Source organism: Pseudomonas sp. 02C 26 (genome assembly GCF_002843585.1).
GTDB lineage: Bacteria > Pseudomonadota > Gammaproteobacteria > Pseudomonadales > Pseudomonadaceae > Aquipseudomonas > Aquipseudomonas shirazensis.
The window spans coordinates 946,044-970,625 of the sequence record NZ_CP025262.1 but is presented as its reverse complement, the minus strand read 5'-3'; the positions used below and the strand labels follow the sequence as shown (position 1 = coordinate 970,625).

General features: G+C 62.5%; 25 protein-coding genes. 11 read left to right on the top strand and 14 right to left on the bottom strand.

The window, feature by feature from the left end; genetic code table 11:
* The 8 genes from lptC (at position 1) to CXQ80_RS04405 (ending at position 5,524) form a co-directional block, all read left to right on the top strand.
* Positions 1-573 carry an LPS export ABC transporter periplasmic protein LptC gene (gene lptC, locus CXQ80_RS04440; RefSeq protein ID WP_101316864.1) on the top strand — a complete coding sequence of 191 codons (573 nt, stop codon included), beginning with the start codon at positions 1-3 and terminating at the stop codon, positions 571-573.
* On the top strand, positions 560-1,087 hold the full coding sequence (gene lptA / locus CXQ80_RS04435) for a lipopolysaccharide transport periplasmic protein LptA (protein WP_101316862.1): 528 nt from the start codon (positions 560-562) through the stop codon (positions 1,085-1,087). The genes lptC and lptA overlap by 14 nt, the downstream gene beginning before the upstream one ends.
* Entirely contained in the window at positions 1,088-1,813 is a 726-nt protein-coding gene (gene lptB / locus CXQ80_RS04430) for an LPS export ABC transporter ATP-binding protein (protein WP_101316860.1), read from the top strand.
* A 170-nt stretch (positions 1,814-1,983) separates the two neighbouring features.
* Positions 1,984-3,507, top strand: coding sequence for an RNA polymerase factor sigma-54 (locus CXQ80_RS04425; RefSeq protein ID WP_101316858.1), 1,524 nt, complete (start codon positions 1,984-1,986; stop codon positions 3,505-3,507).
* 78 nt (positions 3,508-3,585) lie between these two features.
* Positions 3,586-3,894, top strand: a complete 309-nt coding sequence (gene hpf / locus CXQ80_RS04420; RefSeq protein ID WP_101316856.1) for a ribosome hibernation-promoting factor, HPF/YfiA family — start codon at positions 3,586-3,588, stop codon at positions 3,892-3,894.
* 12 nt (positions 3,895-3,906) lie between these two features.
* Positions 3,907-4,374 carry a PTS IIA-like nitrogen regulatory protein PtsN gene (ptsN, locus tag CXQ80_RS04415; protein ID WP_101316854.1) on the top strand — a complete coding sequence of 156 codons (468 nt, stop codon included), beginning with the start codon at positions 3,907-3,909 and terminating at the stop codon, positions 4,372-4,374.
* Positions 4,375-4,376: 2 nt separating this feature from the next.
* Positions 4,377-5,231 (top strand): RNase adapter RapZ, encoded by an 855-nt coding sequence (gene rapZ / locus CXQ80_RS04410; RefSeq protein ID WP_101316852.1) that lies wholly within the window; start codon positions 4,377-4,379, stop codon positions 5,229-5,231.
* 20 nt (positions 5,232-5,251) lie between these two features.
* Positions 5,252-5,524: an HPr family phosphocarrier protein gene (locus tag CXQ80_RS04405; protein WP_101316850.1), complete on the top strand. Its 273-nt coding sequence runs from the start codon at positions 5,252-5,254 to the stop codon at positions 5,522-5,524.
* Between the two features lie 52 nt (positions 5,525-5,576).
* Here CXQ80_RS04405 and CXQ80_RS04400 read toward each other — a convergent pair whose 3' ends face one another.
* From CXQ80_RS04400 to pmbA, 6 genes are all read right to left on the bottom strand, one after another.
* Positions 5,577-6,470: a ZIP family metal transporter gene (locus tag CXQ80_RS04400; RefSeq protein ID WP_101316848.1), complete on the bottom strand. Its 894-nt coding sequence runs from the start codon at positions 6,468-6,470 to the stop codon at positions 5,577-5,579.
* 11 nt (positions 6,471-6,481) lie between these two features.
* On the bottom strand, positions 6,482-7,093 hold the full coding sequence (locus CXQ80_RS04395) for a superoxide dismutase (RefSeq protein ID WP_101316846.1): 612 nt from the start codon (positions 7,091-7,093) through the stop codon (positions 6,482-6,484).
* A gap of 1 nt (position 7,094) precedes the next feature.
* Positions 7,095-7,556 (bottom strand): hypothetical protein, encoded by a 462-nt coding sequence (locus tag CXQ80_RS04390; RefSeq protein WP_101316843.1) that lies wholly within the window; start codon positions 7,554-7,556, stop codon positions 7,095-7,097.
* An 18-nt stretch (positions 7,557-7,574) separates the two neighbouring features.
* Positions 7,575-8,951: a lyase family protein gene (locus tag CXQ80_RS04385; protein WP_101316841.1), complete on the bottom strand. Its 1,377-nt coding sequence runs from the start codon at positions 8,949-8,951 to the stop codon at positions 7,575-7,577.
* Complete coding sequence (locus CXQ80_RS04380; RefSeq protein ID WP_178080747.1) at positions 8,944-9,345, bottom strand: FagA protein; 402 nt, start codon at positions 9,343-9,345, stop codon at positions 8,944-8,946. The genes CXQ80_RS04385 and CXQ80_RS04380 overlap by 8 nt, the downstream gene beginning before the upstream one ends.
* Positions 9,346-9,473: 128 nt before the next feature.
* Positions 9,474-10,820, bottom strand: a complete 1,347-nt coding sequence (pmbA, locus tag CXQ80_RS04375; RefSeq protein WP_101316837.1) for a metalloprotease PmbA — start codon at positions 10,818-10,820, stop codon at positions 9,474-9,476.
* 108 nt (positions 10,821-10,928) lie between these two features.
* Between pmbA and yjgA the strand changes: the two genes are divergently transcribed.
* Positions 10,929-11,450: a ribosome biogenesis factor YjgA gene (gene yjgA, locus CXQ80_RS04370; RefSeq protein WP_101316835.1), complete on the top strand. Its 522-nt coding sequence runs from the start codon at positions 10,929-10,931 to the stop codon at positions 11,448-11,450.
* Between the two features lie 65 nt (positions 11,451-11,515).
* Here yjgA and tldD read toward each other — a convergent pair whose 3' ends face one another.
* The 8 genes from tldD to mreB form a co-directional block, all read right to left on the bottom strand.
* Complete coding sequence (tldD, locus tag CXQ80_RS04365; RefSeq protein WP_101316834.1) at positions 11,516-12,955, bottom strand: metalloprotease TldD; 1,440 nt, start codon at positions 12,953-12,955, stop codon at positions 11,516-11,518.
* 2 nt (positions 12,956-12,957) lie between these two features.
* Entirely contained in the window at positions 12,958-13,809 is an 852-nt protein-coding gene (locus tag CXQ80_RS04360; RefSeq protein ID WP_101316832.1) for a carbon-nitrogen hydrolase family protein, read from the bottom strand.
* Positions 13,810-13,817: 8 nt separating this feature from the next.
* On the bottom strand, positions 13,818-17,639 hold the full coding sequence (locus CXQ80_RS04355) for a YhdP family protein (RefSeq protein ID WP_101316830.1): 3,822 nt from the start codon (positions 17,637-17,639) through the stop codon (positions 13,818-13,820).
* Positions 17,640-17,712: 73 nt separating this feature from the next.
* Entirely contained in the window at positions 17,713-19,170 is a 1,458-nt protein-coding gene (gene rng / locus CXQ80_RS04350) for a ribonuclease G (RefSeq protein ID WP_101316828.1), read from the bottom strand.
* A gap of 66 nt (positions 19,171-19,236) precedes the next feature.
* Positions 19,237-19,836, bottom strand: coding sequence for a nucleoside triphosphate pyrophosphatase (locus tag CXQ80_RS04345; RefSeq protein ID WP_101316826.1), 600 nt, complete (start codon positions 19,834-19,836; stop codon positions 19,237-19,239).
* 34 nt (positions 19,837-19,870) lie between these two features.
* Positions 19,871-20,359 carry a rod shape-determining protein MreD gene (gene mreD / locus CXQ80_RS04340; protein ID WP_101316824.1) on the bottom strand — a complete coding sequence of 163 codons (489 nt, stop codon included), beginning with the start codon at positions 20,357-20,359 and terminating at the stop codon, positions 19,871-19,873.
* Complete coding sequence (gene mreC, locus CXQ80_RS04335) at positions 20,359-21,378, bottom strand: rod shape-determining protein MreC (protein WP_219855908.1); 1,020 nt, start codon at positions 21,376-21,378, stop codon at positions 20,359-20,361. Before mreC ends, mreD begins: the two co-directional genes overlap by 1 nt.
* Before the next feature lie 207 nt (positions 21,379-21,585).
* Positions 21,586-22,623, bottom strand: a complete 1,038-nt coding sequence (gene mreB / locus CXQ80_RS04330; RefSeq protein WP_003255163.1) for a rod shape-determining protein MreB — start codon at positions 22,621-22,623, stop codon at positions 21,586-21,588.
* A gap of 202 nt (positions 22,624-22,825) precedes the next feature.
* Between mreB and gatC the strand changes: the two genes are divergently transcribed.
* Entirely contained in the window at positions 22,826-23,113 is a 288-nt protein-coding gene (gatC, locus tag CXQ80_RS04325; protein ID WP_101316820.1) for an Asp-tRNA(Asn)/Glu-tRNA(Gln) amidotransferase subunit GatC, read from the top strand.
* A 15-nt stretch (positions 23,114-23,128) separates the two neighbouring features.
* Positions 23,129-24,580 (top strand): Asp-tRNA(Asn)/Glu-tRNA(Gln) amidotransferase subunit GatA, encoded by a 1,452-nt coding sequence (gene gatA / locus CXQ80_RS04320; protein ID WP_101316818.1) that lies wholly within the window; start codon positions 23,129-23,131, stop codon positions 24,578-24,580.
* The last annotated feature ends 2 nt before the right edge of the window (positions 24,581-24,582 follow it).

Genomic DNA, 24,582 nt, shown 5'->3' with positions numbered 1-24,582 from the left:
ATGTTCAGCAAAAAAGCTAAAAACATCGCGCTGCTGGGGCTGATCGCTGCCCTGCTGGTAGCGGTCGGCTACTGGAACGTCAGCCCCGAGAGCTTCCTCGACAAGCCACAGGCCCAGGCCGACGAAAGCGCCATCGACTACTATGCGATCAATGCCCACAGCGTGCAGTTCTTGCCTGACGGCAAGATGCAATATGAAATGACCGCCGACAAGGTCGAGCACCTCAAGGCCAGCGAAGTCACACTGCTGACCACGCCAGACCTGCACATGTATCGCGGCACCGCGTATCCCTGGCATGTCCAGAGCGTGCGTGCCGAGGTCAACCCGGATGGCACCGAGGTCGAGCTGATCGACAAGGTACGGGTTGCTCGCACCGACGAAAAACAACGCGAAACCATCATTACCAGCACGCGCATGACGGTGTTCCCGCAGAAGCAATATGCGCAGACCGAGCAAGCCGTTAGAATCGACGGCGCCGGCGGCACCACCACCGGCGTTGGCATGAAAGCGTATTTGAAAGACGGCAGGATGGACCTGCTGTCCAACGTAAGAGGACAGTATGAGGCTCGTTAAAACCCTCCCTTTTTTGCTCAGCCTGAGCGCAGCACTGGGAAGCGCGAGCGCCTTGGCCCTGCCGAACGATCGTGACCAGCCAATTCGTATCCAGGCCGACGACGCTCACCTGGATGACAAACAAGGCGTAGCTACCTACCGCGGCGACGTGATCATCACCCAAGGTTCGATGATGATCAAAGGCAACACCGTGACCATGACCCGTGCCGCCAATGGCGACATCGACGTGGTGACTTCGGTGGGCAACCTGGCCTACTTCGAGCAACAGCAGGATGCCGCCAAGCCCGACAAGATGAAAGGCTGGGCCGTGACGATTCAATACCAGGCGCAAAAAGACACGGTGATTCTGACCGACCGCGCCAAGGTCGAGAATGAAAGCAACACCACCGAAGGCGAGAAGATCGTCTACAACACCAAGTCGCAGGTCGCAACCGCAGGCAATGCCGGTGGCGCTGCCACGACCAAGCGTCCGCGCATCGACATGGTGATCCAGCCGAAGAAGAAGGCCGAGTAAATGGCGACTCTCAAAGCCCAGCATCTGGCCAAGAGCTACAAGGGCCGCCAGGTGGTTCGCGACGTCAGCCTGTCGATCGACAGCGGCCAGATCGTCGGCTTGCTCGGCCCCAACGGTGCCGGCAAGACCACCTGCTTCTACATGATCGTCGGCCTGGTTCAGGCCGATCAGGGCCGCGTGCTGATCGACAACAATGACGTCAGCCACCAACCCATGCACGGCCGCGCCCGTGCCGGGATTGGCTACCTGCCGCAGGAAGCGTCGATTTTCCGCAAGCTGTCGGTTGCCGACAACATCATGGCGATCCTCGAAACGCGCAAGGAACTCGACCGTGACGGCCGTCGCAAGGAGCTGGAAAGCCTGCTGCAGGAATTCCATATCAGCCACATCCGCGACAACCTCGGCATGAGCCTTTCCGGTGGCGAACGCCGCCGTGTCGAGATTGCCCGCGCCCTGGCCACCGCACCCAAGTTCATTCTGCTGGATGAACCGTTCGCTGGCGTCGACCCGATCTCGGTAGGTGACATCAAGCAGATCATTCATCACCTCAAGGCCAAAGGTATCGGTGTGTTGATCACCGACCACAACGTCCGCGAGACGCTGGATATCTGTGAGACAGCCTACATCGTCAACGATGGTCAACTGATCGCCGAAGGCGATGCCGAGACCATTCTGGCCAACGATCTGGTCAAGGAAGTCTACCTGGGCCACGAGTTCCGGCTCTGAGGCCCTTGCCTGGGCACTGGCAGCAGCAAGCTAAAACAGCTTAAGTGTTACAGTGCTCTAGGCAAACGCTACAAATTAAGGCATATAACTTGCTTGAAATTGGCGCCGCGGCGCCCTTCGTGTAGTGGATGGCGCAGATGCGCCGGCGGACAAGGTATTAAGCCCAAGCTATGAAACCATCGCTCGTCCTAAAAATGGGCCAGCAACTGACGATGACCCCGCAGTTGCAACAGGCCATTCGTCTGCTTCAGCTCTCGACCCTGGACCTCCAACAGGAAATTCAGGAAGCGCTGGAATCCAACCCGATGCTCGAACGCCAGGAAGACGGCGAAGACTTCGACAACAGCGACCCGCTGGCCGACAGTGCCGAAAGCAAGCCAAGCGCCGAAAACCTGGAGAACAGCTTCCAGGACAGCGGTTTTCAGGATGGCAGCCTGCAGGAAGGCAGCGCCGCCAGTCAGAACCTTGAGGAAGGCGACTGGAACGAGCGCATTCCCAACGAACTACCGGTCGACACCGCCTGGGAAGATGTCTACCAGACCAGCGCCAGCAGCCTGCCCAGCAACGACGATGACGAGTGGGACTTCACCACCCGCACCTCTGCTGGCGAGAGCCTGCAAAGCCACTTGCTGTGGCAACTGAACCTGGCGCCGATGTCCGATACCGATCGCCTGATTGCAGTAACGCTGATCGACAGCATCAACCAGCAAGGCTATCTGGAAGACACCCTCGAAGAAATCTGCGCAGGCTTTGACCCGGAGCTCGACATAGAGCTCGATGAAGTCGAGGCCGTGCTGCACCGTATTCAACAGTTCGAACCCGCCGGCGTTGCCGCACGCAACCTGGGCGAGTGCCTGCTGCTGCAGCTGCGTCAGTTGCCGGCCAATACGCCTTGGTTGACCGAGGCCAAGCGCCTGGTCAGCGACTTCATCGATATGCTCGGCAGCCGCGACTACAGCCAGCTGATGCGCCGTATGAAGCTCAAGGAAGACGAGCTGCGGCAGGTCATCGAGCTGGTGCAGAGCCTCAATCCGCGGCCTGGTTCGCAGATCGAGTCGAGCGAGCCGGAGTACGTGGTACCTGACGTGATCGTGCGCAAGGACACCGACCGCTGGCTGGTCGAGCTGAACCAGGAAGCCATGCCGCGCCTGCGGGTCAACCCGCAATATGCAGGCTTTGTCCGCCGCGCCGATACCAGCGCCGACAACACCTTCATGCGCAACCAGTTGCAGGAAGCGCGCTGGTTCATCAAGAGCCTGCAGAGCCGCAACGAGACCTTGATGAAGGTCGCCACGCAGATCGTCGAGCACCAGCGCGATTTTCTCGAGTACGGCGACGAGGCGATGAAACCGTTGGTGCTGCATGACATCGCCGAAGCAGTGGGCATGCATGAGTCGACCATCTCCCGCGTCACCACCCAGAAGTACATGCACACTCCGCGTGGCATCTTTGAGTTGAAATACTTTTTCTCGAGCCACGTCAGCACCTCCGAAGGCGGTGAATGCTCGTCCACGGCGATCCGCGCGATCATCAAGAAACTGGTTGCAGCGGAAAATCAGAAAAAGCCATTGAGTGACAGCAAGATCGCTGGTTTACTGGAGGCACAAGGCATCCAGGTAGCCCGTCGCACCGTCGCCAAGTACCGCGAGTCGCTCGGCATAGCACCGTCGAGTGAACGCAAGCGACTGATGTAGCCCCGGGATGTGCCACAGCGTTTTTGTGGCAGGTGCAAGACCTGCCTCTTTATGCACGGGCAACAAAGGAGAAGCTGTATGCAAGTCAACATCAGTGGACACCATGTAGAAGTAACCCCACCACTGCGCGACTACGTCGAGCAGAAGCTGAAGAGACTCGCAGGGCACTTTGACAAGATCACCAACGTTACAGTGATCATGAAAGTCGAGAAACTGCAGCAGAAGATCGAAGCGACTCTGCAGATTCCGGGCGGCGAAGTGGTTGCCAATGCCGAAGATCTAGACATGTATGCAGCCATCGACAATTTGGCTGACAAGCTCGACCGCCAACTGAAAAAACACAAGGAAAAACAGCAAAGTCTCCTGCAAGGTGCAGCTGCTCGCTGATCCCCCTCATCCATGATCCGACTTGAAACCATCCTGACCCCTGGCCGTTCCCTGGTGAACGTGCCGGGCGTCAGCAGTAAGAAACGCGCCCTCGAAGAAATCGCCAAGGTCGTAGCCAGCGAAGTCAGCGAGCTCGACCAGCAAGAAGTCTTCGAGAAGCTGATCGCCCGCGAAAAACTGGGCTCCACCGGGTTCGGCAATGGCATCGCCATCCCGCACTGCCGCCTCAAGGGCTGCGCCAATCCGGTCAGCGCCCTGCTCCACCTGGATCATCCAATCGATTTCGACGCCATCGATGGCGCCCCCGTGGACCTGCTGTTCGTCCTGCTGGTGCCCGAAGCTGCCACCGATGCTCACCTTGAGCTGTTGCGCCAGATTGCCAGCATGCTCGATCGCGAAGATGTGCGTAAGCGTCTGCGCGCTGCGAGAGACAACAAGGCCTTGTACCAGGTCGTCCTGGACGTGCAAAACGGGAGCTGAGCATGCGCCTGATCATCGTCAGCGGCCGCTCTGGCTCCGGCAAGAGCACTGCACTTGCCGTGCTGGAAGACAATGGCTTCTACTGCATCGACAACCTGCCCGCCGGGTTGCTGCCGCAGCTGGCTGAAAACGCGTTGATCAATACCGAGCTGATGCAGCCCAAGGTTGCCGTCTCGATTGATGCGCGCAACCTGCCAGGCCATCTGTCACGCTTCCCCGAGCTGCTCGAGGATGCCCGCGCACGGCACATCCAGTGCGATGTGCTGTACCTGGACGCTGACGAAGACACCCTGCTCAAGCGCTTCTCCGAAACGCGCCGGCGTCACCCACTGACCAACGCCAATCGCTCGCTGGCCGAAGCCATTCGGGTCGAGAGCGATATGCTCGGGCCGATTGCCGACCTTGCCGACCTGAAGATCGATACCACCAACCTCAACCTTTACCAGCTTCGCGATTCGATCAAGCTGCGCCTGCTCAACCAACCCGAGCCGGGTACGGCGTTTTTAGTTGAGTCGTTTGGCTTCAAGCGGGGCATGCCGGTAGACGCCGACCTGGTGTTCGACGTGCGCTGCCTGCCCAATCCGTACTGGAAGCCGGAAATCCGCGAGCACTCAGGGCTGGATCAGCCAGTCATCGATTACCTGGCTGCGCAGCCGGATGTCGAAGAGATGTTCCAGGACATCTCCAGCTATCTGCTCAAATGGCTGCCGCGCTTCGCCGCCAGCAACCGTGCCTATGTCACCATCGCCATCGGCTGCACCGGCGGCCACCATCGCTCGGTGTACCTGACCGAGCGCCTCGGCCAGGTTCTGCAGCAATCCTTGAAAAACGTCCAGGTCCGCCACCGCGACCTCTAGCCCACAGGATTTACCCGAACATGCCCGCCCGCGAAATCACCATCATCAACAAGCTGGGCCTGCACGCCCGAGCGGCCGCCAAGTTCGTCGGCGTGGCCGGGCGCTTTCCTTGCCAGGTGAGGGTCGGCCGGGCGCCAGACAAGCTGGTCGATGGCAAAAGCATCATGGCGGTGATGATGCTCGCAGCGGGCAAGGGCACTCAGGTGCACCTGTTCACCGAGGGCGAGCAGGAAGACGAGGCACTCCAGGCCGTGGTGGATTTGATCAACAACTACTTCGACGAAGGCGAATAACGCCCCGCCGCTGCCAGGCCCAGCGCTGCCGCAGCGCTGGACCAGCAAACGGTCACGACATGGCCGTGTCCATCACCATCATCAGGCAGAAGCCCACGCACAGCCCCAGGCTTGCCAGGCGATAGTTGCCGTTGCTGCGTGATTCCGGAATGATCTCCTGCGTCACCACCAGCAACATCGCTCCCGCCGCGCAGGCCAGGCCCAACGGTAACAGCAGTTCGGCAACATTCACTAGCCACGCGCAGATCACTGCTGCCAGCGGCTCGACCAGGCCCGAGGCCGCGCCGATCAAGAAAGCCTTGAGGCGCGACATCCCCGCCCCGGCCAGCACCAAAGCGATCACCAGACCTTCCGGCACATCCTGCAGGGCGATGCCCATGGCCAGGCTGTCGGCGTCCGGCATGCCGCCACCGGCCGATACGCCAATGGCCATCCCTTCAGGGATGTTATGGGCAATGATGGCAATCACGAACAACCAGATCCGCGCCGCGATAACCGGCTGATTGCCGTTACCGACCAAGGCTTCGGGTGAAGCACCCGAGACCTTGAGGTCGACCAGAAACAGGCAAAGCGCGCCGAACAGCAGGCCAAAACTGATCAGCCCACCGGCGCCCCATGGGCTGAAACCGATCGCCTGTGCAGCGGCCAGGCCCGGCATGATCAGCGAGAACGCAGTCGCTGCCAGCATCACTCCAGCGCCGAAGCCGAGCAAGGTGTCAGCCACCGCCACCGGCATATTGCGGATCACTAACACCGGCACCGCGCCCAGCGCAGTACCCAGAGCGCACAGTGCACCGCCCTCCAGAGCCCGCAGCATGCGCGGCTCCAGGCCCAGCCAATCGATCCCGCGCGCCACTAGCAGCGCAGTCCCGACCAGCAACAGCACAGTCCCCAGCGCCAGACGAAACAGGCGCACACTGCTGACAGACATCACCTGCGAGCGCATACCGGTTAGGCTCACTTCAAGGCTTGCTGATAGCGGCGTTCCACTTCGGCCCAATCGACCACGTTGTAGAACGCGCCAATGTATTCAGGCCGGCGGTTCTGGTACTTCAGGTAGTAGGCGTGCTCCCACACGTCCAGACCGAGGATCGGCGTGTTGCCGTGCATCAGCGGGCTGTCCTGGTTGCCGCTGCTCTCGACCACCAGTTGCTTGGTCGGGTTCACGCTGAGCCAGGCCCAGCCACTGCCGAAGCGGCTCAGCGCAGCCTTGGTGAAAGCCTCCTTGAAAGCATCAAAGCCACCTAATTGCTGCTCGATGGCCTTGGCCACCTCGCCTTGCGGCACGCCGCCGCCATTGGGCGCCATAACAGTCCAGAACAAGCTGTGGTTGGCGTGGCCACCGCCCTGGTTGATCACCGCTGCCTGCAACTTTTCAGGCAATTGCTTGACCGCGCTAACCAGTTTTTCCACCGGCCACTCAGCCCACTCGGTGCCCTCGATGGCCGCGTTGAGGTTGTTGATGTAGGTCTGGTGATGCTTGCTGTGGTGGATTTCCATGGTCTGGGCGTCGATGTGCGGTTCCAGCGCATCGTAGGCGTACGGCAGTGCAGGCAAGGTATGCGGCATGTCAGTGGATTCCGTAATTATGTGAGTGAGGTGCAACTTCCGGCGCAGCAATCAGCTCGCTCGCCGCGCCAGCCTGGCGGTTGAGCAAGCGCGCGGTGCGCGGGTACTGGCCGTACTCGGCAATGAAATTGAGCAGCTCGGTGTAGGTACGTGCGCTGTGGCGCAGTGCCGCCTCGCGTAGCGGCTGCGGCAGTCGTGGCTCGTGGCTGGCCTGCAGCAGGCGCTGATGGGCAGCGCAGAGGTAATCCGCGCTTTCGTGGGGTTGGTTCAGGCGCAGGTGCAGATCGGCCAGGTTGTGATGGGCGATGACCAGTGCGGCAACCGCCTCGTCAACGTCATGCCAGCGCTCGAGCAGCACCTGGGCCAGGGCCAGCGCTTGCAGGTAATACTCCCGAGCGTCGACCCAGTCGCCTTGGGCAAACAGCCGGTTGGCGTGATCGGTGGTGCGTTTCCAGTGCTGCATGACGTGCCTCCTGGACGGTCAGATACCGCCAGCGGTGAGTTTTTCCGGGTCAAGCAAGGCTTCGAGCTGGTCACGCGAGAGATCGGTGTGCTCCAACGCCACGTCGATGATCGGCCGGCCTTGCTTGTAGGCGGTCTTGGCGATCTCGGCGGCCTTCAGGTAGCCGATGATCGGGTTCAGCGCGGTGACCAGAATCGGGTTGCGCGCCAGGGCTTCCTTGAGCTTGCTTTCATTGACCTTGAAGGTCGCGATGGCCTTGTCGGCCAGCAAGCGGCTGGCGTTGGCCATCAGCTCGATGCTCTCCAGCAGGTTGCGAGCGATTACCGGCAGCATCACGTTGAGTTCGAAGTTGCCCGACTGTCCAGCCACGGCGATGGTGGCGTCGTTGCCGATGACTTGTGCTGCCACCATGGCGGTCGCCTCGGGAATCACCGGGTTGACCTTGCCCGGCATGATCGAAGAGCCAGGCTGCAGGGCCTGCAGTTCGATCTCGCCCAGGCCCGCCAGCGGGCCGGAGTTCATCCAGCGCAGGTCGTTGGCGATCTTGGTCAGGGCAACGGCGGTGGTTTTCAGCTGGCCAGACAGCGCCACGGCAGTGTCCTGCGAACCGATCAGGGCAAACAGATTGTCACCGGGGGTGAATTCGATCGCGGTCAGGCCGCTCAGCTGGCGGGCGAAACCGGCGGCGAACTGCGGGTGAGCGTTGATCCCGGTACCTACCGCAGTGCCGCCTTGGGCCAGCGCCTGCAGGCTCGGCAGGGTCGCTTCAAGATGGCTCAAGGCAGCGCGGATCTGTGCCGCCCAGCCAGCCAATACCTGGCTCATGCGCACCGGCATGGCATCCATCAGGTGAGTGCGGCCGGTCTTGACGTACTGATGCACCTCGACGGCCTTGGCATCGATCACCTGCACCAGGTGGCGCAGTGCCGGCAGCAACTGCTCGTGCATGGCCAGCGCAGCGCTGACATGGATGGTAGTGGGGATGATGTCGTTGCTGCTCTGGCCACAGTTGACGTGGTCATTAGCGTTGACTGGCTCGCCCTGGACGCGGCTGGCCAAGGTGGCAATCACCTCGTTGGCGTTCATGTTCGAGCTGGTACCAGAACCCGTCTGATAAACGTCGACCGGGAAGTGCTGAATGAAATCCTCGGCCAGCAACTGCTCGACCGCCTGGACGATGGCCTGGCCTTGCGCCGGCGAGATCTGCTCGAGTTCGACGTTGGCCTTGGCCGCTGCCGCCTTGGCCAGTAACAGTGCACGGATGAACTGCACCGGCATGCGCTGGCCGCTGATCGGGAAGTTATCGACCGCGCGCTGGGTCTGAGCGCCATACAGGGCCTGGGCCGGCACCTGCAGCTCACCCATGCTGTCACGCTCGATACGGGTATTACTCATGGTCAATTCCTTGCAACAGTTCGTCGGGGGAAATCGAAGGCAGCAGCACGCAATTGGCGAGCTGCATGGCATAGGGCTGCCAGCGCTGGTTCTGCTCGAGGCGATCGAGGCTGCGCAGGTCCAGCAGCGGCCGCCAGGCCTGGTCCAGGCACTGCGCGCGCCAGTGCCAGGGCAGCATGCGGTCGCTGGCGGTATCCAGCAGCAGGCGCAGGGAAGTCAGGGCGACGGTCCATGGCGAGGTCGCGGTGCAGCACACCAGGTAGCGACCTTCGGCCAGGTAATGCTCGATCAGTCGCGGCTCGTCGGGGTCGAGCGCGCAGCGAATGCGCCGGCTCAGCCAACGCCAGTTTTCCAGGTAGGGCAACTCATGGAGTACGGTATTCATGAATATCATCACTGCTGGACTATGTAATGATATTCATTATTAAGTGATAAATAGAATCACTTCAACCCCGAAGGCAAAAACAAAAGACCCGGCGCGATGGCCGGGTCCGGGGTGTGCAACTGGCACAACGGAGGGTTTTAGCTGCCCGCGACCGTCATGCGCTCGATCAGCACAGAGCCGCTGTGGATATTGCTGCGGGTTTCAAGATCGCTGCCAATCGCTACAATCTGCTGAAACATGTCCTTCATATTGCCGGCAATGGTCACTTCCTGCACAGCGAACTGAATCTCGCCGTTCTCGACCCAGTAGCCCGCTGCGCCACGCGAGTAATCACCCGTGACCATGTTCAGACCATGTCCCATCAGCTCGGTTACCAACAGGCCACGGCCCATGCGCCGAATCAATGCAGCTTGATCTTCGACGCCATGGGTGACGAACAGGTTGTGCACGCCCCCCGAGTTGGCGGTGCTTGGCAAGCCCAGCTTGCGCCCCGAATAGGTACCGAGCAGGTACGCCACCAGTTCGCCGTTTTCGACGAACGGCTTGGCGTAGGTGGCCAGGCCATCGCCGTCGAACCCCGCGCTGCCCAGTGCCCGCGGCAAGTGCGGGCGTTCATCCAGGGTCAGCCAGCTAGGGAACAGGCGCTGCCCCAGCGAGCCTTCGAGGAACGACGACTTGCGGTACAGATTGCCGCCCGAGATCGCCCCAAGAAAGCTGCCGAACAGGCCACCGGCAAGCTCGGCAGAGAACAGCACCGGCACTTCGCAGGTCGGCACCGGGCGCGCACCCAGGCGGCTTGCGGCACGTTGCGCTGCACGCAGGCCAATGCTGCGCGGGTCGGCCAGCAGTTCGCCCTGGCGGTTGACGTCATACCAGTAGTCGCGCTGCATCTGCCCGTCGGCTTCGGCAATCATCACGCAACTGAGGCTGTGCCGGGTTGAGGCATAGCCGCCGATAAAGCCATGGCTGTTGCCGTAAACACGGCAGCCCTGATGGGTGTTGAGGGTGGTGCCGTCGGCATTCTTGATCCGCGGATCGGCATCAAAAGCAGCGGCCTCACAGGCCAGTGCCTGCTCGATGGCCTGCTCGGGGCTGATGTCCCAATCGTGATACAGGTCAAGCTCAGGGATATCGCGGGCCATCAGGGCGGCATCGGCCAGCCCGGCGCATTCGTCTTCCGAGGTGTGCTTGGCAATCGCCAGGGCTGCAGCAACGGTTTCGCGAATGGCCTCCGGGCCGCTGGCCGAGGTGCTCGCCGAGCCCTTGCGCTGGCCGACATAGAGGGTGATGCCAAAGCCCTGGTCACGGTTGAACTCGACCGTCTCGACCTCGCGCTGACGCACCGTGGTCGACAAACCCTGCTCCAGCGACACCGCCACCTCGCAGGCGCTGGCACCCTGGCGGCGCGCTTCGGCAACGATCGCCTCGACTTGCTCCTGCAAGGCCGGCAGGTCCTTCGGGCCTATGCTCTGGACTGCACTCATGGTCTTCTCCACTCAAATTCTGCTTACGGCTAGGGTCATTCTACGACCGGGCCGGACAATTGGCCCCCGACTGGTTATCATGGCGGCGATTTCTAGCGGACGGCCACCATGGTTGATTCATACGACGACGCCTTCGATGGCGAAAAAAGCAAAACCCAGATCAAGCGCGAGCTACATGCACTGGTTGAACTCGGCGAGCGCCTGACGACGCTCAAGCCTGACACCCTGGCGCGCCTGCCCTTGACCGACCCGCTGCGCAAGGCCTTGGCCGATGCCAGCAAGCACACCGCGCACATCGCCCGCAAACGCCATATGTCGTTCGTCGGCAAGCTGATGCGCGACCAGGACACCGACGCAATTCTTGCGGTGATCGAGCAACTCGACAGCTCTACCCGCCAGTACAACGAACGCTTTCACGGCCTTGAGCGCTGGCGCGATCGGCTGGTCGACGGCAACGACGAGGACCTTGAGCGGTTTGTTCAGGAATACCCTGAAACCGACCGTCAGCAACTGCGCTCGTTGATCCGCCATGCCCAGCACGAAAAAGCCCGGGACAAGCCGCCGGCTGCTGCGCGCAAGGTGTTCAAGTACATCCGCGAACTTGACGAAGCTCAGCGCGGCCTGCGCTAGGTAATGCCTCGTGCGCAGCAAGCCCGCCCCCACCGCGGTGGAGGCGCGCTTGCTGCGCACTACGCTCACCCGCCGGTACCGCCGACGGTGATCGCATCCAGCTTCAGGGTCGGCTGGCCAACGCCCACCGGCACCGACTGACCATCCTTGCCACAGGTACCGACGCCGCTGTCCAGCGCCAGGTCGTTACCGACCATCGATACCCGGCTCATCGCCTCCGGCCCATTGCCAATCAACGTCGCCCCCTTGACCGGCGCGGTGATCTTGCCGTCTTCGATCAGGTACGCCTCACTGGTGGAGAAGACGAACTTGCCGCTGGTGATATCGACCTGGCCACCGCCCAGGTTGGCACAGTAGATGCCCTTCTTGACCGAAGCGATGATCTCTTCGGGATCGCTCTCGCCTGCGCGCATGTAGGTGTTGGTCATACGCGGCATCGGCAGGTGCGCGTAGGATTCGCGGCGGCCGTTACCGGTCACTGCCATGCCCATCAGGCGCGCGTTGAGCTTGTCCTGCATGTAGCCTTTGAGGATGCCGTTCTCGATCAGCGTGGTGCACTCGGTTGGCGTACCTTCGTCGTCGACGCTGAGCGAGCCGCGACGATCCTGCAGAGTGCCGTCATCGACGATGGTGCACAGGCTGGAGGCAACCTTCTGGCCGATCTGCCCGCTGTAGGCGGAACTGCCCTTGCGGTTGAAATCGCCTTCCAGGCCATGGCCGACCGCCTCGTGCAGAAGCACGCCGGACCAGCCCGGGCCAAGCACCACTGGCAACGTGCCGGCCGGCGCCGGCTTGGCTTCGAGGTTGACCAGCGCCTGGCGCAGGGCTTCACGGGCATAGCCCATGACCCGCTCCTCGGTGAAGAAACGGTAGTCGGTCCGCCCACCACCGCCCTGCCCGCCACGTTCACGGCGGCCGTCCTTCTCGACGATCACACTGACATTGAAGCGCACCAGCGGACGCACGTCGGCAGCCAGGCTGCCATCGGCAGCGGCCACCAGAATCCGCTCCCAGACCCCGGCCATGCTCACGCTGACCTGCTGGATGCGCGGGTCAAGGGCCCGCGTGGCGACGTCGACGCGCTTGAGCAGTTCGACCTTGTCGGCACGGCTGAGCACATCCAGCGGGTTGTTCGGGGTGTACAGCTGGGTCACATCCTGGCTGCGAAACGCCTGCACCGTGCCGTTCTGGCCGGCACGCGAGATCGACCGGGCGGCGCGTGCGGCCGAGGTCAGGGCTTCGAGGTTGATCGCATTGCTGTAGGCGAAGCCGGTTTTCTCACCAGACAGGGCGCGCACGCCAACGCCTTGGTCGAGGTTGAAGCTGCCTTCTTTGACGATGCCGTCTTCCAGCGCCCAGGTTTCAGAAATCTGGCCCTGGAAGTACAGATCGGCAGCATCGATGCCGGGCCCGGCCAACTCGCCCAGTACAGCCTGCAGGCTGTCCAGGGTCAGTCCGCCCGGGGCAAGCAGCTGGTCGCTGACGGTGGTTAACATCTGGCTCATAGTCACTCCGAGGTGTGCGCAGGCCGCAAAGCGTCCTGCGAGAAAAAGCGCCGGTGCGTAATCACCGGCATCCGCGCCCGGATGGACGCTTGTTGATCTATGTCGCGCTCGGCCAGCAGCACCGCTTCACCGCGAGCCTGCTGGGCGATGATGCGCCCCCAGGGGTCGACGATCGCCGCCTGACCGTGGGTTTCGCGGGGGCCGGGGTGGATTCCGCCCTGGGCCGCCGCCAACAGATAGCATTGGGTTTCGATGGCTCGGGCGCGAATCAGTACCTCCCAATGCGCCGCACCGGTCACCGCAGTAAATGCTGCGGGGGCCGTGATCAACTCCGCGCCGGCCGCCCTCAGTGCACTGTACAGTTCAGGGAAGCGCAGGTCATAACAGACCGACAGGCCTACCTTGCCCAGCGGCGTGTCGGCCACCACCACCTGGCTGCCGTGGGCATAGTCATCCGATTCACGGTAACGACCGCGGTTGTCGGCCACATCGACATCGAACAGGTGCAGCTTGTCGTAGCGTGCGACCACCTCACCGTGCTCGTCGATCAGCAGCGAACAGGCATGCGCCTTGGCGTCCGGCTGGCCGAGCGGGGGCAACGGCAAGGTGCCGGCAACTATCCATAACTTGAGGGCGCGAGCGGTGCGTTTCAACCATGGCAGGATCGGCCCTTCGCCACGCGCCTCGGCCAGGCCGATCGCAGCGGCATCGCGCCGGCCCATGGCAGCGAAGTTTTCCGGCAGCACGGCGAGCCGCGCGCCGGCGGCAGCGGCTTGCTCGAGCAATACACCGGCCCGCTGCAGGTTGGCCATCACATCGTCCTGGCTGACCATCTGAATCACCGCTGCTTTCATCGGCACTCCTAGCGAGACTTTTCGAAAGGTTTCACAAAGGTGATCTTAGGCTCTTTCCACGAGCCATCGACGCGATAGTGCACGCTGGCAAAGCGCGAAATTCGATCACCAATCAATTGATCGACCAGAAACAGCGCACCACCAATGGCCGGCGCGCCGACGATCAACGCCGCCAACGGCAGGTTGTTGGTGACCGGCAGGGTGACCTGGAGGTTGGCAGCGATGCGATCACGCACCATGTCCATGGTGCCATCGAGCTCGAAGTTGCTGGACGGCCCGGTGACGGTAATCGGCTCACGGGTCACGTAAACGCCTTCACTGGCCACCAGCAGGCCCTTGACCCGGTCATAGCCAAGCCCCTTCTCGAACAGGTCGGAGAAGTCCAGGCGCAGGCGCCGACCGATCGAGTTGAAGTTGAGCAGGCCGAACACGCGCAACGCCTGGGCGCCGCCCTCGACCTCGACGAACTGACCACTGCGCAACGACGCATCGAGGCTGCCGGAGAAGCGCTTGGTGTCGATCCAGGCCGGCGAGCCAGGCCAGCGGCCATCGACATCCAGATGGAAGTCGCGGCTGGTTACCGTTGGCGCAAAGCCAAAGCCCTGCAGCACATCGGCCAGGTTCTTGCCATCCAGGCGGCCCTTGTACCAGCTCGCAGTGCTGCCCGGCAGACCTTCCCAGGCGCCATTACCGTCGATGTGCAGGCCCTTGATCAGCAGGTCGACGCCATTGAAAGACACGCCGCGCGGGGTCGGTCGCAATTTCAGCGCTACCGAACCGAACAGGTCATCACCGCTATACAGCTTGTCGATGCTCAGGTCCAGCGCAGGGACCTTGCGCGGGTCGAAACTGGCCAGCGGGTCGGGGGCATTGTCGTTCTGCGCTTGCGCTGGATCGGCCGGTGGCAGGCGCAGGCTCTGCAGTTTGACCACCATGGGCTGCGCCTTGGCATCCGGAATGCGTGCGTTGCCGATCACCTCGCGGCTGTCCAGGCGCAGGTCCCAGGCACTGGCGACACGGGCCAGGCGGACCACGGCCTGGTTCAATTGGGTGCCGAAAGCTTGTATCTGGCCGATGCTCAGATCGACGCTTTGCAGGGTCTGCCGGGCACTGCCACCGGGGTCATCGCCAGCCAGGCGCTGTGCCTGCTGCTGCCACGCTTCAAGATCGAGCGTGTCGAGCCGGCCACGCACGCGCAGGCCCTTGCCACTAGGCAGTTGTGGCTCGCCCGCGCCCAGCAGCAGCTCGCCGCGGCCTTGGTCAAGCTTGCCGCCGGGCGCTGCGTAGGCGAAGCGTGTGCTGTCCCCATAACGGGCATCGAAGCGTCGCTCGTTACCTTGCAGGGTCATGCTGAAGCGGCTGTCACGGGTATCCTGGGCAGCCTTGGCAAAGGGCGCCGGCAAGTCGATGCTGAGGCCTTTGAGCGAAGAATCGACGGTCAGGCGATTGTCCCGGCTGCCCAGGCTCAGCTGCAGCTGATAGGGAATCTCGCCGCTGGCAGGCAAGGCCTGCTTGACCTGCAGCCAGTCGGTCAAGGTCTTCAACGCGACCTGGCCAGAGGCATTGATGCGGGTCTGCATCTGACCGGGCTGGCCCTCGGCGACGATTTGCGCGGTGACCGGTTTGCCAAAGGCCTGCAGGCTGATGTTGTTGCCGCTCAGGCCCTTGTCCAGGTCGAAGGTGAAATCGCCCTTGAGCTTGCTCAGTTGCAGCTCCGGCGGCGCGACCTTGAGGCGCGCATCAGCGGTGCTGAAGTCGACCTTGACCTTGGGTAGCTTGCCGTGTGCCATTGGGATATCGAGGTTGAGCTTGCCGTTGAGCGGGCCTTCACCTTCCCAGCCAGCGAAAATATCAGCAGTGCCGATCGGCGCCTCCTGGAGGATCTTCAGGCCATCGCCGAGCGGGCCGGCGAAGTTGCCGGTCAGGTACAGATGGCTGTCCTGGCCAGCGTCAACGTGGGGGATGTTCACCGTGACATCGCTGACCTTGGTGTCGAGCAACAGGCCTTGCCGGGCCTTGATGCGCACGCCGCTGTCTTCGATCAGCACATCGCCGGCCACCTGCTGCACCTGAGGCCAGCCGGGCTGGAAGTCCAGCGCCGCGTCACGCACCTTGAAGAACAGGCTGATACTGCGCGCTTCGGGGGTGGCATCGTGGTTCAGCGAACCCTGATACTGGAAGTAGCCCTCATCCACAGCGCCCTTGACGATGGCACTGCGCAGCCATTCATCGAGGGCCGGGCTAAGGACTTCGGGCAGATATTTGGCGGTGTAGCGACCATCGCCTTCGGTCAGGCCGACGCGCAGGTCCATGTAGTCTTCGCGGCCTTCCTCGAAAAGCAGGCGGATCAGGAAGTCGCCGGCGATCTTGCCTTCTTCGCCAAGTACCTTGAGGTACGGTGCGATCAGGGTGAAGCCCTCCTGATCAAGGCGCCAGGTGAGCAAAGCATTGGCTTTCTGGTAATGCCAGGGTTTGGCGAAGATCGGATACAGATGCAGCATGAACGCATCTGTATCCAGGCGCAACTCGCCATGACCGAGGTCGCCGCTGATGCTGCCGCTGACGTTCCCCGCCGCCGGCGCACCGTGGTAGGCGTTGAAGCCGATGCGGTCCAGGTTGGCGGCAAACTGCAGGCGCTGATCACCTTCGGCCTTGGGCCGGATATCCAGCTTCACGTTATGCAGCGCGCCGGTCACCTTGAGCCCGTCGACCACCGCCATGAGGTTGTCCGGCAACGGCGCCAAAGCATTGATCAAGGGGGTCAGAGGGGTCAGGTCGAGGGTGTCGGCCTGGACCTGCCAGCATTCTTCGAGAGGTGTCGAAGCGCTGTGCTGTCGGGCTTGCAGGTGGGTTTCCCAACGCTGCTTGCCGATGCTGGCCGCCAGCGAGTCGAGCACTAGCTGGTAACCGTCCTCACCACGCTGCAGCCAGGCGGACAAGGCAAGGTCATCCAGGCTGACGGGCTTGCGGCTGTTGTAGGCACCGCGCAGGTGCGGCGCGTTGAGGCGCACGCTTGCGTGCTGCAACTGGCCCTTGCGCACACCTACCCAGAATTCGCCGCCCGCACGCAGCGCTTCGGCGCGCCACTGGCCAAGCAGCTTGGGTGGCAGCCAGTGCGACCAGTCGCTTTGCGGCAGGCTCAGGTAGCCGTCCAGGGAACCATCGCGCCAGTCATCAGCCGTGGCCCGGCTACGCAGATTGAGCGCCAGTGGCTGCCCATCGGGCAGGGTCGCCCGTGCATCCAGCGCCTGGCGCGAGGCGCCGGCCTGCAAGCCAACGCTGACGTAAGTCAGGGTCAGGGGATCGCGCTGCCAGGGGTGCAGTGTGACCTGGCTATCGAATACGTCGATCCGCCCCAGCTGCTGCAAGCGCTGCAGCAACTGCGCCGGGTCGAGCGGGGTGTCGTTCTGCTTGGGCAGGCCTTCCAGCGCCCAGGAGCCCTGCTCGTCCTCGCGCAGAATCAACTGCAGGCCGCCCAGCTGGATGCGCGCCAGGCGCACTTCGCGGGCCTTGAGGCTGGCCCACAGATCAGGCACGGCCTTGACGTCATCCAGGCGCAGCGCATCGGCGCCCTCGCCCAGCTGCAGATCACGCACACGCAGCACCGGTGCCAGGCCACTCCAGCGGCCTTCCAGTGCGCCGATATGTACCGGCAGGCCGAGGGCCTGCTCAGCCTTGCTCTCAACGTCGGCGCGATACTCTGCCACCAGCGGCACCAGTTGCCGGCCGATGCTCGCATACAGCGCCACCAGCACCGCCAGCAAGGCACACAAGCCCAGCCCCCAACGGGTCAAGGCGCTCAGAACGCGGGTCAGACGCTCCATGGCCATGGCCCTCCAAAACGTGCTTTAACTATGGCTGCAAGCGCGACTTTCGCCAACCGGCGATGGTTTTCAGGACGCGTCAGAGGAGCACCACATCGTATTGTTCCTGGGAGTACATGGTCTCGACCTGGAAGCGGATGGTGCGGCCGATGAACGCTTCCAGCTCAGCAACGTTGCCGGACTCTTCATCGAGCAGACGATCGACCACCTTCTGGTTGGCCAGCACACGGTAGCCCTCGGCCTGATAAGCCCGCGCTTCACGGAGGATCTCGCGGAAGATTTCGTAGCAGATGGTTTCGGCGGTTTTCAGCTTGCCGCGGCCCTGGCAGCCGGCGCACGGCTCGCACAAGACTTGCTCAAGGCTCTCGCGGGTGCGCTTGCGGGTCATCTGCACCAGACCCAGCTCGGTGATGCCGATGATGTTGGTCTTGGCGTGATCACGTTCGAGCTGTTTTTCCAGGGTGCGCAGCACCTGGCGTTGGTGCTCTTGGTCTTCCATGTCGATGAAGTCGATGATGATGATCCCGCCGATGTTGCGCAGGCGCAGCTGGCGGGCGATCGCCGTGGCCGCCTCGAGGTTGGTCTTGAAGATGGTTTCTTCGAGGTTGCGATGGCCGACGAAGGCGCCAGTATTGACGTCGATGGTGGTCATCGCCTCGGCCGGATCGACCACCAGGTAGCCACCAGACTTGAGCGGCACCTTGCGCTCGAGCGCACGCTGGATTTCGTCTTCGACACCATACAGGTCGAAGATCGGCCGCTCGCCCGGATAGTGTTCGAGGCGGTCGGCAATCTCCGGCATCAGTTCACCGACGAACTGCGTGGTTTTCTGGAAGGTTTCCCGCGAGTCGATGCGGATTTTCTCGATCTTGTGGTTGACCAGGTCACGCAAGGTCCGCAGCGCCAGGCCGAGGTCTTCGTAAATGACTGTCGGTGCACCGCAGGTCTGGATCTGGCTGGCGATCTGCTCCCACAGCCGGCGCAGGTAGCGGATGTCCTGGAGGATGTCGTCCTGGCGAGCGCCTTCGGCAGCGGTACGCAGGATGAAGCCGCCGGCGTCCTTGACGTTTTCCTGCTCGATGCAGCTGTTGACCACCTGCTTGAGGCGCTCGCGTTCGGCTTCATCCTCGATCTTCAGCGAAATACCGACGTGACTGCTACGCGGCATGTACACCAGATAGCGCGACGGAATCGACAGCTGAGTAGTCAGCCGCGCGCCCTTGGTGCCGATCGGATCCTTGGTGACCTGCACCACCAGTGACTGGCCTTCATGCACCAGCGCAGTGATGGTCTCGACCGCCGAGCCTTCGCGCTGGGAAATCTCCGAGGCATGAATGAACGCCGCGCGGTCCAGGCCGATATCGACGAAGGCGGCCTGCATGCCCGGCAGAACCCGCACCACCTTGCCTTTGTAGATATTGCCAACGATACCGCGGCGCAGGGTGCGCTCGACATGCACCTCCTGCAGAACACCGTTTTCAACCACTGCCACGCGCGATTCCATCGGCGTGATGTTGATCAGGATCTCTTCACTCATGGCAGGTTCTCATCAAAGGTCTGGGGTTATGATGGATCGCTGACCGATCCCTGGCTAGCGCTGCGTTCAACCCTCTGCCTGAGCTGCTGGCAGTTGCCAGCAGGGGATGCCGAACTGGCCGAGCAAATCGGCGGTTTCACTGAGCGGCAGGCCGACCACGGCCGAATAGCTGCCGCTCAGTGCGGTGACAAAAATCGCGGCCAAACCCTGGATGGCATAGCCGCCGGCTTTGTCCAGCGGCTCGCCGCTGGCCCAATAGCGGCTGGCCTCGTCAGGGCTGATCGAGCGAAAACGTACGGTGCTGGCGACGCACAGGCTGCGGACCTGCTGGCCATCATCCAGAGCAACTGCGGTAAGTACCTGATGCTCGCGCCCAGCCAGCTCAGCGAGCATAGCCAGGCCGTGTTCGCGGTTTTCAGGCTTGCCGAGAATGCGCCCATCAAGCACCACCGCAGTATCGGCGCCGAGTACCACACCAGCACCCGTGACATGGGCCAGTCCGGCAGCTGCCTTGGCGCGAGCCAGGCGCTCGACATAAGCCTCGGCGTTTTCGTCGGCAAGCGGGGTTTCATCGATGGGTGCGCTGACGGTGGTGAACGGCACGCCAATCTGGGTCAACAGTTCACGACGACGCGGCGAGCCAGAGGCGAGATAGAGTGGCTTCATGTGGACATATCCCTGTCAGGCGCGGCGATGCCGGTCAGTTGATGTGCAGGCGGCGGCGCAGGTCGCGCAAGGCAAAGCTGATCCACGGCCAGAGCAGCGCACTGATGACTGCCGACCACACCAGCGCCAGGGTCGGCAGGCGATTGCCGGTCAGGGCACTGAGCCACAACTGGATCAACTGAGCGATGCCGAAGATTACCAGGATCACCAGGCTCTGCTGCCACAGCGGGAACATGCGCAGGCGCTGCTGCAACGACAGCACCAGGAAGGCGATCAGGGTCAGGATCAGCGCGTTCTGCCCCAGCAGGGTGCCGTACAGCACATCCTCTGCCAGGCCCAGCACGAAGGCGGTGGTCATGCCGACCTTGTTCGGTACGTTGAGTACCCAGAATGACACCAGCAGGGCCAGCCACATCGGCCGGAACACTTCCATGAACTGCGGCATCGGCGAGACGCTGAGCAACAGGCCGATGGCGAAGCTGAGCCAGATGACCCAACCGTTTCTACTGCGCGAACTGGCCATCATTGCCTCCGCGGTTGGCTGGGCGACGCAGCAGGCGTCGCAGCCGGATTGACGGGTGCCGCTGGCGTTGCCGCAGGAGCAGCCGGGGTGGCGGGCGCAGTGCTTGCTGGCGCGCTGGCAGCAGGCGTGGCTTGCTCGGTAGCAGCTGCGGCTGGCGGCTGCGCCGTACCCTGCCGATCAGCTTCCTCTTGGGCCATGGCTGCCTCGGTCGCACGCTGCTCCGGGGTGCGGCGGTCGCTGAACACAAGCAGCATATAGCGGCTGCGGTTGAGCGCCGCAGTAGGAATGGCGCGCACGATCGCGAACGGCTGACCGGAATCGTGGATCACTTCGTTGACCGTGGCCACCGGGTAACCGGCCGGGAAGCGCTGACCCATGCCCGAGCTCACCAGCAAGTCGCCCTCTTTGACATCGGCAGTGTCGGCAACATGGCGCAGCTCAAGCCGCTCCGGGTTACCGGTACCACTGGCGATGGCGCGCAAGCCGTTGCGGTTGACCTGCACCGGAATGCTGTGGGTGGAGTCGGTGAGCAGCAATACCCGCGAGGTGTAAGGCATCAGCTCGACCACCTGGCCCATCAGGCCGCGGGCATCGAGCACCGGCTGGCCGAGGAAGACGCCGTCGCGCTCGCCCTTGTTGATCAGGATACGGTGGGTGAACGGATTGGGGTCGACGCCGATCAGCTCGGCCACTTCAACCTTCTCATTGACCAGCGCCGACGAGTTGAGCAACTCGCGCAGGCGCACGTTCTGCTCGGTCAGGGCCGCCAGCTTCTGCAGGCGCCCCTGCAACAGCAGGGCTTCGGTCTTGAGTTTTTCGTTCTCGGCGGCAAGCTCGGTGCGGCTGCCGAACTGGCTGGCGACACCCTGAAATACGCGCTGCGGGAGGTCTGTGAGCCAATACGACTCCATCAGCACCAGGCCCATCTGGCTACGCACTGGTTTGAGCAGGGCGAAGCGCGAGTCGACCACCATCAAGGCAACCGAGAGCACCACCAGTACCAGCAGACGAACGCCCAGCGAAGGGCCCTTGGAGAAAAGCGGTTTAATGGGCCGTTCCTCGTGGACGACGATTCAGGAGGTGACTGGACATGAAGCGGAGCACCGGCCTGCTGCGAATTGACGGAAACAGCGCCCCACGGACGCCAACCCAGCGCATACAGGTAGCACTGCGAATGCTACCTGTAAACCAGGCGATCATTACCGGACGTTGAACAGCGCCGTGAATCACTCGCTCGAGAGCAGATCCATTGCGTGTTTGTCCATCATTTCCAACGCACGACCACCGCCACGAGCCACACAGGTCAGCGGGTCTTCGGCGACGATCACCGGCAGGCCGGTTTCCTGCGCCAGCAGCTTGTCGAGGTCGCGCAGCAGCGCGCCACCACCGGTCAGCACCAGACCGCGCTCAGCGATGTCCGAGGCCAGTTCCGGCGGCGACTGCTCAAGGGCGCTCTTGACCGCCTGGACGATGGTCGCCAGGGATTCCTGCAGCGCTTCGAGCACTTCGTTGGAGTTCAGGGTAAAGGCACGCGGTACACCTTCGGCCAGGTTACGGCCACGTACGTCGACTTCACGTACTTCACCACCTGGGTAGGCGGTGCCGATTTCCTGTTTGATGCGCTCGGCAGTGGATTCACCGATCAGGCTGCCGTAGTTGCGGCGCACGTAGGTAACGATGGCTTCGTCGAAGCGATCGCCGCCAACCCGTACCGATTCGGCGTAGACCACACCGTTGAGCGAGATCAGCGCGATTTCAGTGGTACCACCACCGATATCGACGACCATCGAGCCACGCGCTTCTTCGACCGGCAGGCCGGCACCGATGGCCGCAGCCATTGGCTCCTCGATCAGGAACACTTCACGTGCACCGGCGCCCAGCGCCGATTCACGGATGGCGCGGCGCTCGACCTGGGTCGATTTGCACGGCACGCAGATCAGCACACGTGGGCTGGGCTGCAGGAAGCTGTTTTCGTGAACCTTGTTGATGAAGTACTGCAACATTTTTTCACAAACGCTGAAGTCGGCGATGACGCCGTCTTTCATCGGACGAATGGCTGCAATGTTGCCGGGCGTACGGCCCAGCATACGTTTGGCTTCAGTCCCGACGGCGACGACGCTTTTCTGGTTGCCGTGGGTACGGATGGCAACAACCGAGGGCTCATTCAGGACGATACCGCGCTCACGCACGTAAATAAGGGTGTTGGCAGTACCCAGGTCGATAGACAGATCGCTGGAAAACATGCCACGCAGTTTCTTGAACATGGGAAAGTGACCCTGGGGAAAGCGTGGGTAAAAAAGTGCGGCAAACTCTAACAATGGCAGGGATTTTGGGCAAGGAGCCAATATGTTAAATTGGCAGTTTTTCCGAGCAAGCCTGCAGATGATCGCGGCTGTATGACCGCCAAAATGCCGGCATGTTCCTCATCGCGGAACTAATTCCGTTTGGTTTTTCTGGAGATTCCCCATGGCGCTGCAACGCTCCGACGTGGAAAAGATCGCCCATCTGGCCCGACTGGGGCTGAATGAAGGCGAACTGCCGCGCATCACCGATGCCTTGAACAGCATCCTCGGGTTGGTCGACCAGATGCAAGCTGTCGACACCAGCGGTATCGAACCGCTCGCCCACCCCCTGGAGGCCAGCCAACGTCTGCGCCCCGACCAGGTTACCGAAAGCAACCAGCGTGACGCGTATCAAGCCATCGCCCCGTCGACCGAAAACGGTCTGTACCTGGTTCCAAAAGTCATCGAGTAAGGGAAAGCACCTGCCATGCATCAATTGACCCTGGCCGAGATCGCCCGCGGACTCGCCGACAAGTCGTTTTCATCCGAAGAACTGACCCAGAGCCTGCTGGGCCGGATCAAGCAACTCGATCCGCAACTGAACAGCTTCATCAGCGTCACCGAAGAACGCGCGCTGGATCAGGCGCGCGCTGCCGACGCCCGTCGCGCCGCTGGCGAAACCGGCCCTCTGCTGGGCGCGCCGATCGCCCACAAGGACCTGTTCTGCACCCAGGGCGTACGCACCAGCTGCGGCTCGAAGATGCTCGACAACTTCACCGCACCGTATGACGCCACCGTGGTCAGCAAGCTGGCCGAGGCCGGTATGGTCACTCTGGGCAAGACCAACATGGACGAATTCGCCATGGGTTCAGCCAACGAATCCAGCCACTACGGCCCGGTGAAGAACCCGTGGAACCTCGAACACGTGCCGGGCGGTTCGTCCGGTGGTTCGGCGGCAGCCGTGGCGGCACGCCTGCTACCGGTGGCAACCGGTACCGATACCGGCGGCTCGATCCGCCAGCCGGCGGCGCTGACCAACCTGACCGGCCTGAAACCGACCTACGGTCGTGTTTCGCGCTGGGGCATGATCGCCTATGCATCGAGCCTCGATCAGGGCGGCCCGATGGCCCGTACTGCCGAAGACTGCGCCCTGCTCCTGCAAGGCATGGCCGGCTTCGACGCCAAGGACTCGACCTGCATCGACGAGCCAGTGCCTGATTACAGCGCCGACCTCAACGCGCCGCTGCAAGGCCTGCGCATCGGCCTGCCGAAGGAGTACTTCGGTGCCGGCCTCGACTCGCGCATCGCCGACCTGGTGCATGCCAGCGTCAAAGAACTGGAGCAGCTCGGCGCGGTGGTCAAGCAGATCAGCCTGCCGAACATGCAACACGCCATCCCGGCGTACTACGTGATCGCCCCCGCTGAAGCCTCGTCCAACCTGTCGCGCTTTGATGGCGTGCGCTTTGGCTATCGCTGCGAGGATCCGAAGGATCTCACCGACCTCTACAAGCGCTCGCGCGGTGAAGGTTTCGGCGTTGAAGTACAGCGTCGGATCATGGTTGGCGCCTACGCGCTGTCGGCCGGTTACTACGACGCCTACTACCTGCAGGCACAGAAGATTCGCCGCCTGATCAAGAACGACTTCATGGCAGCGTTCGAAGACGTCGACCTGATTCTCGGCCCAACCACGCCCAACCCGGCCTGGAAACTTGGCGCCAAGAGCAACGACCCGGTCTCCGCCTACCTCGAAGACGTCTACACGATCACCGCCAACCTGGCCGGCCTGCCCGGCTTGTCGATGCCAGCCGGTTTCGTCGACGGCCTGCCCGTCGGCGTGCAACTGCTGGCGCCGTACTTTCAGGAAGGCCGCCTGCTCAACGTCGCGCACCGCTACCAGCAAGTCACCGACTGGCACACCCGCGCCCCTACCGGCTTCTGAGG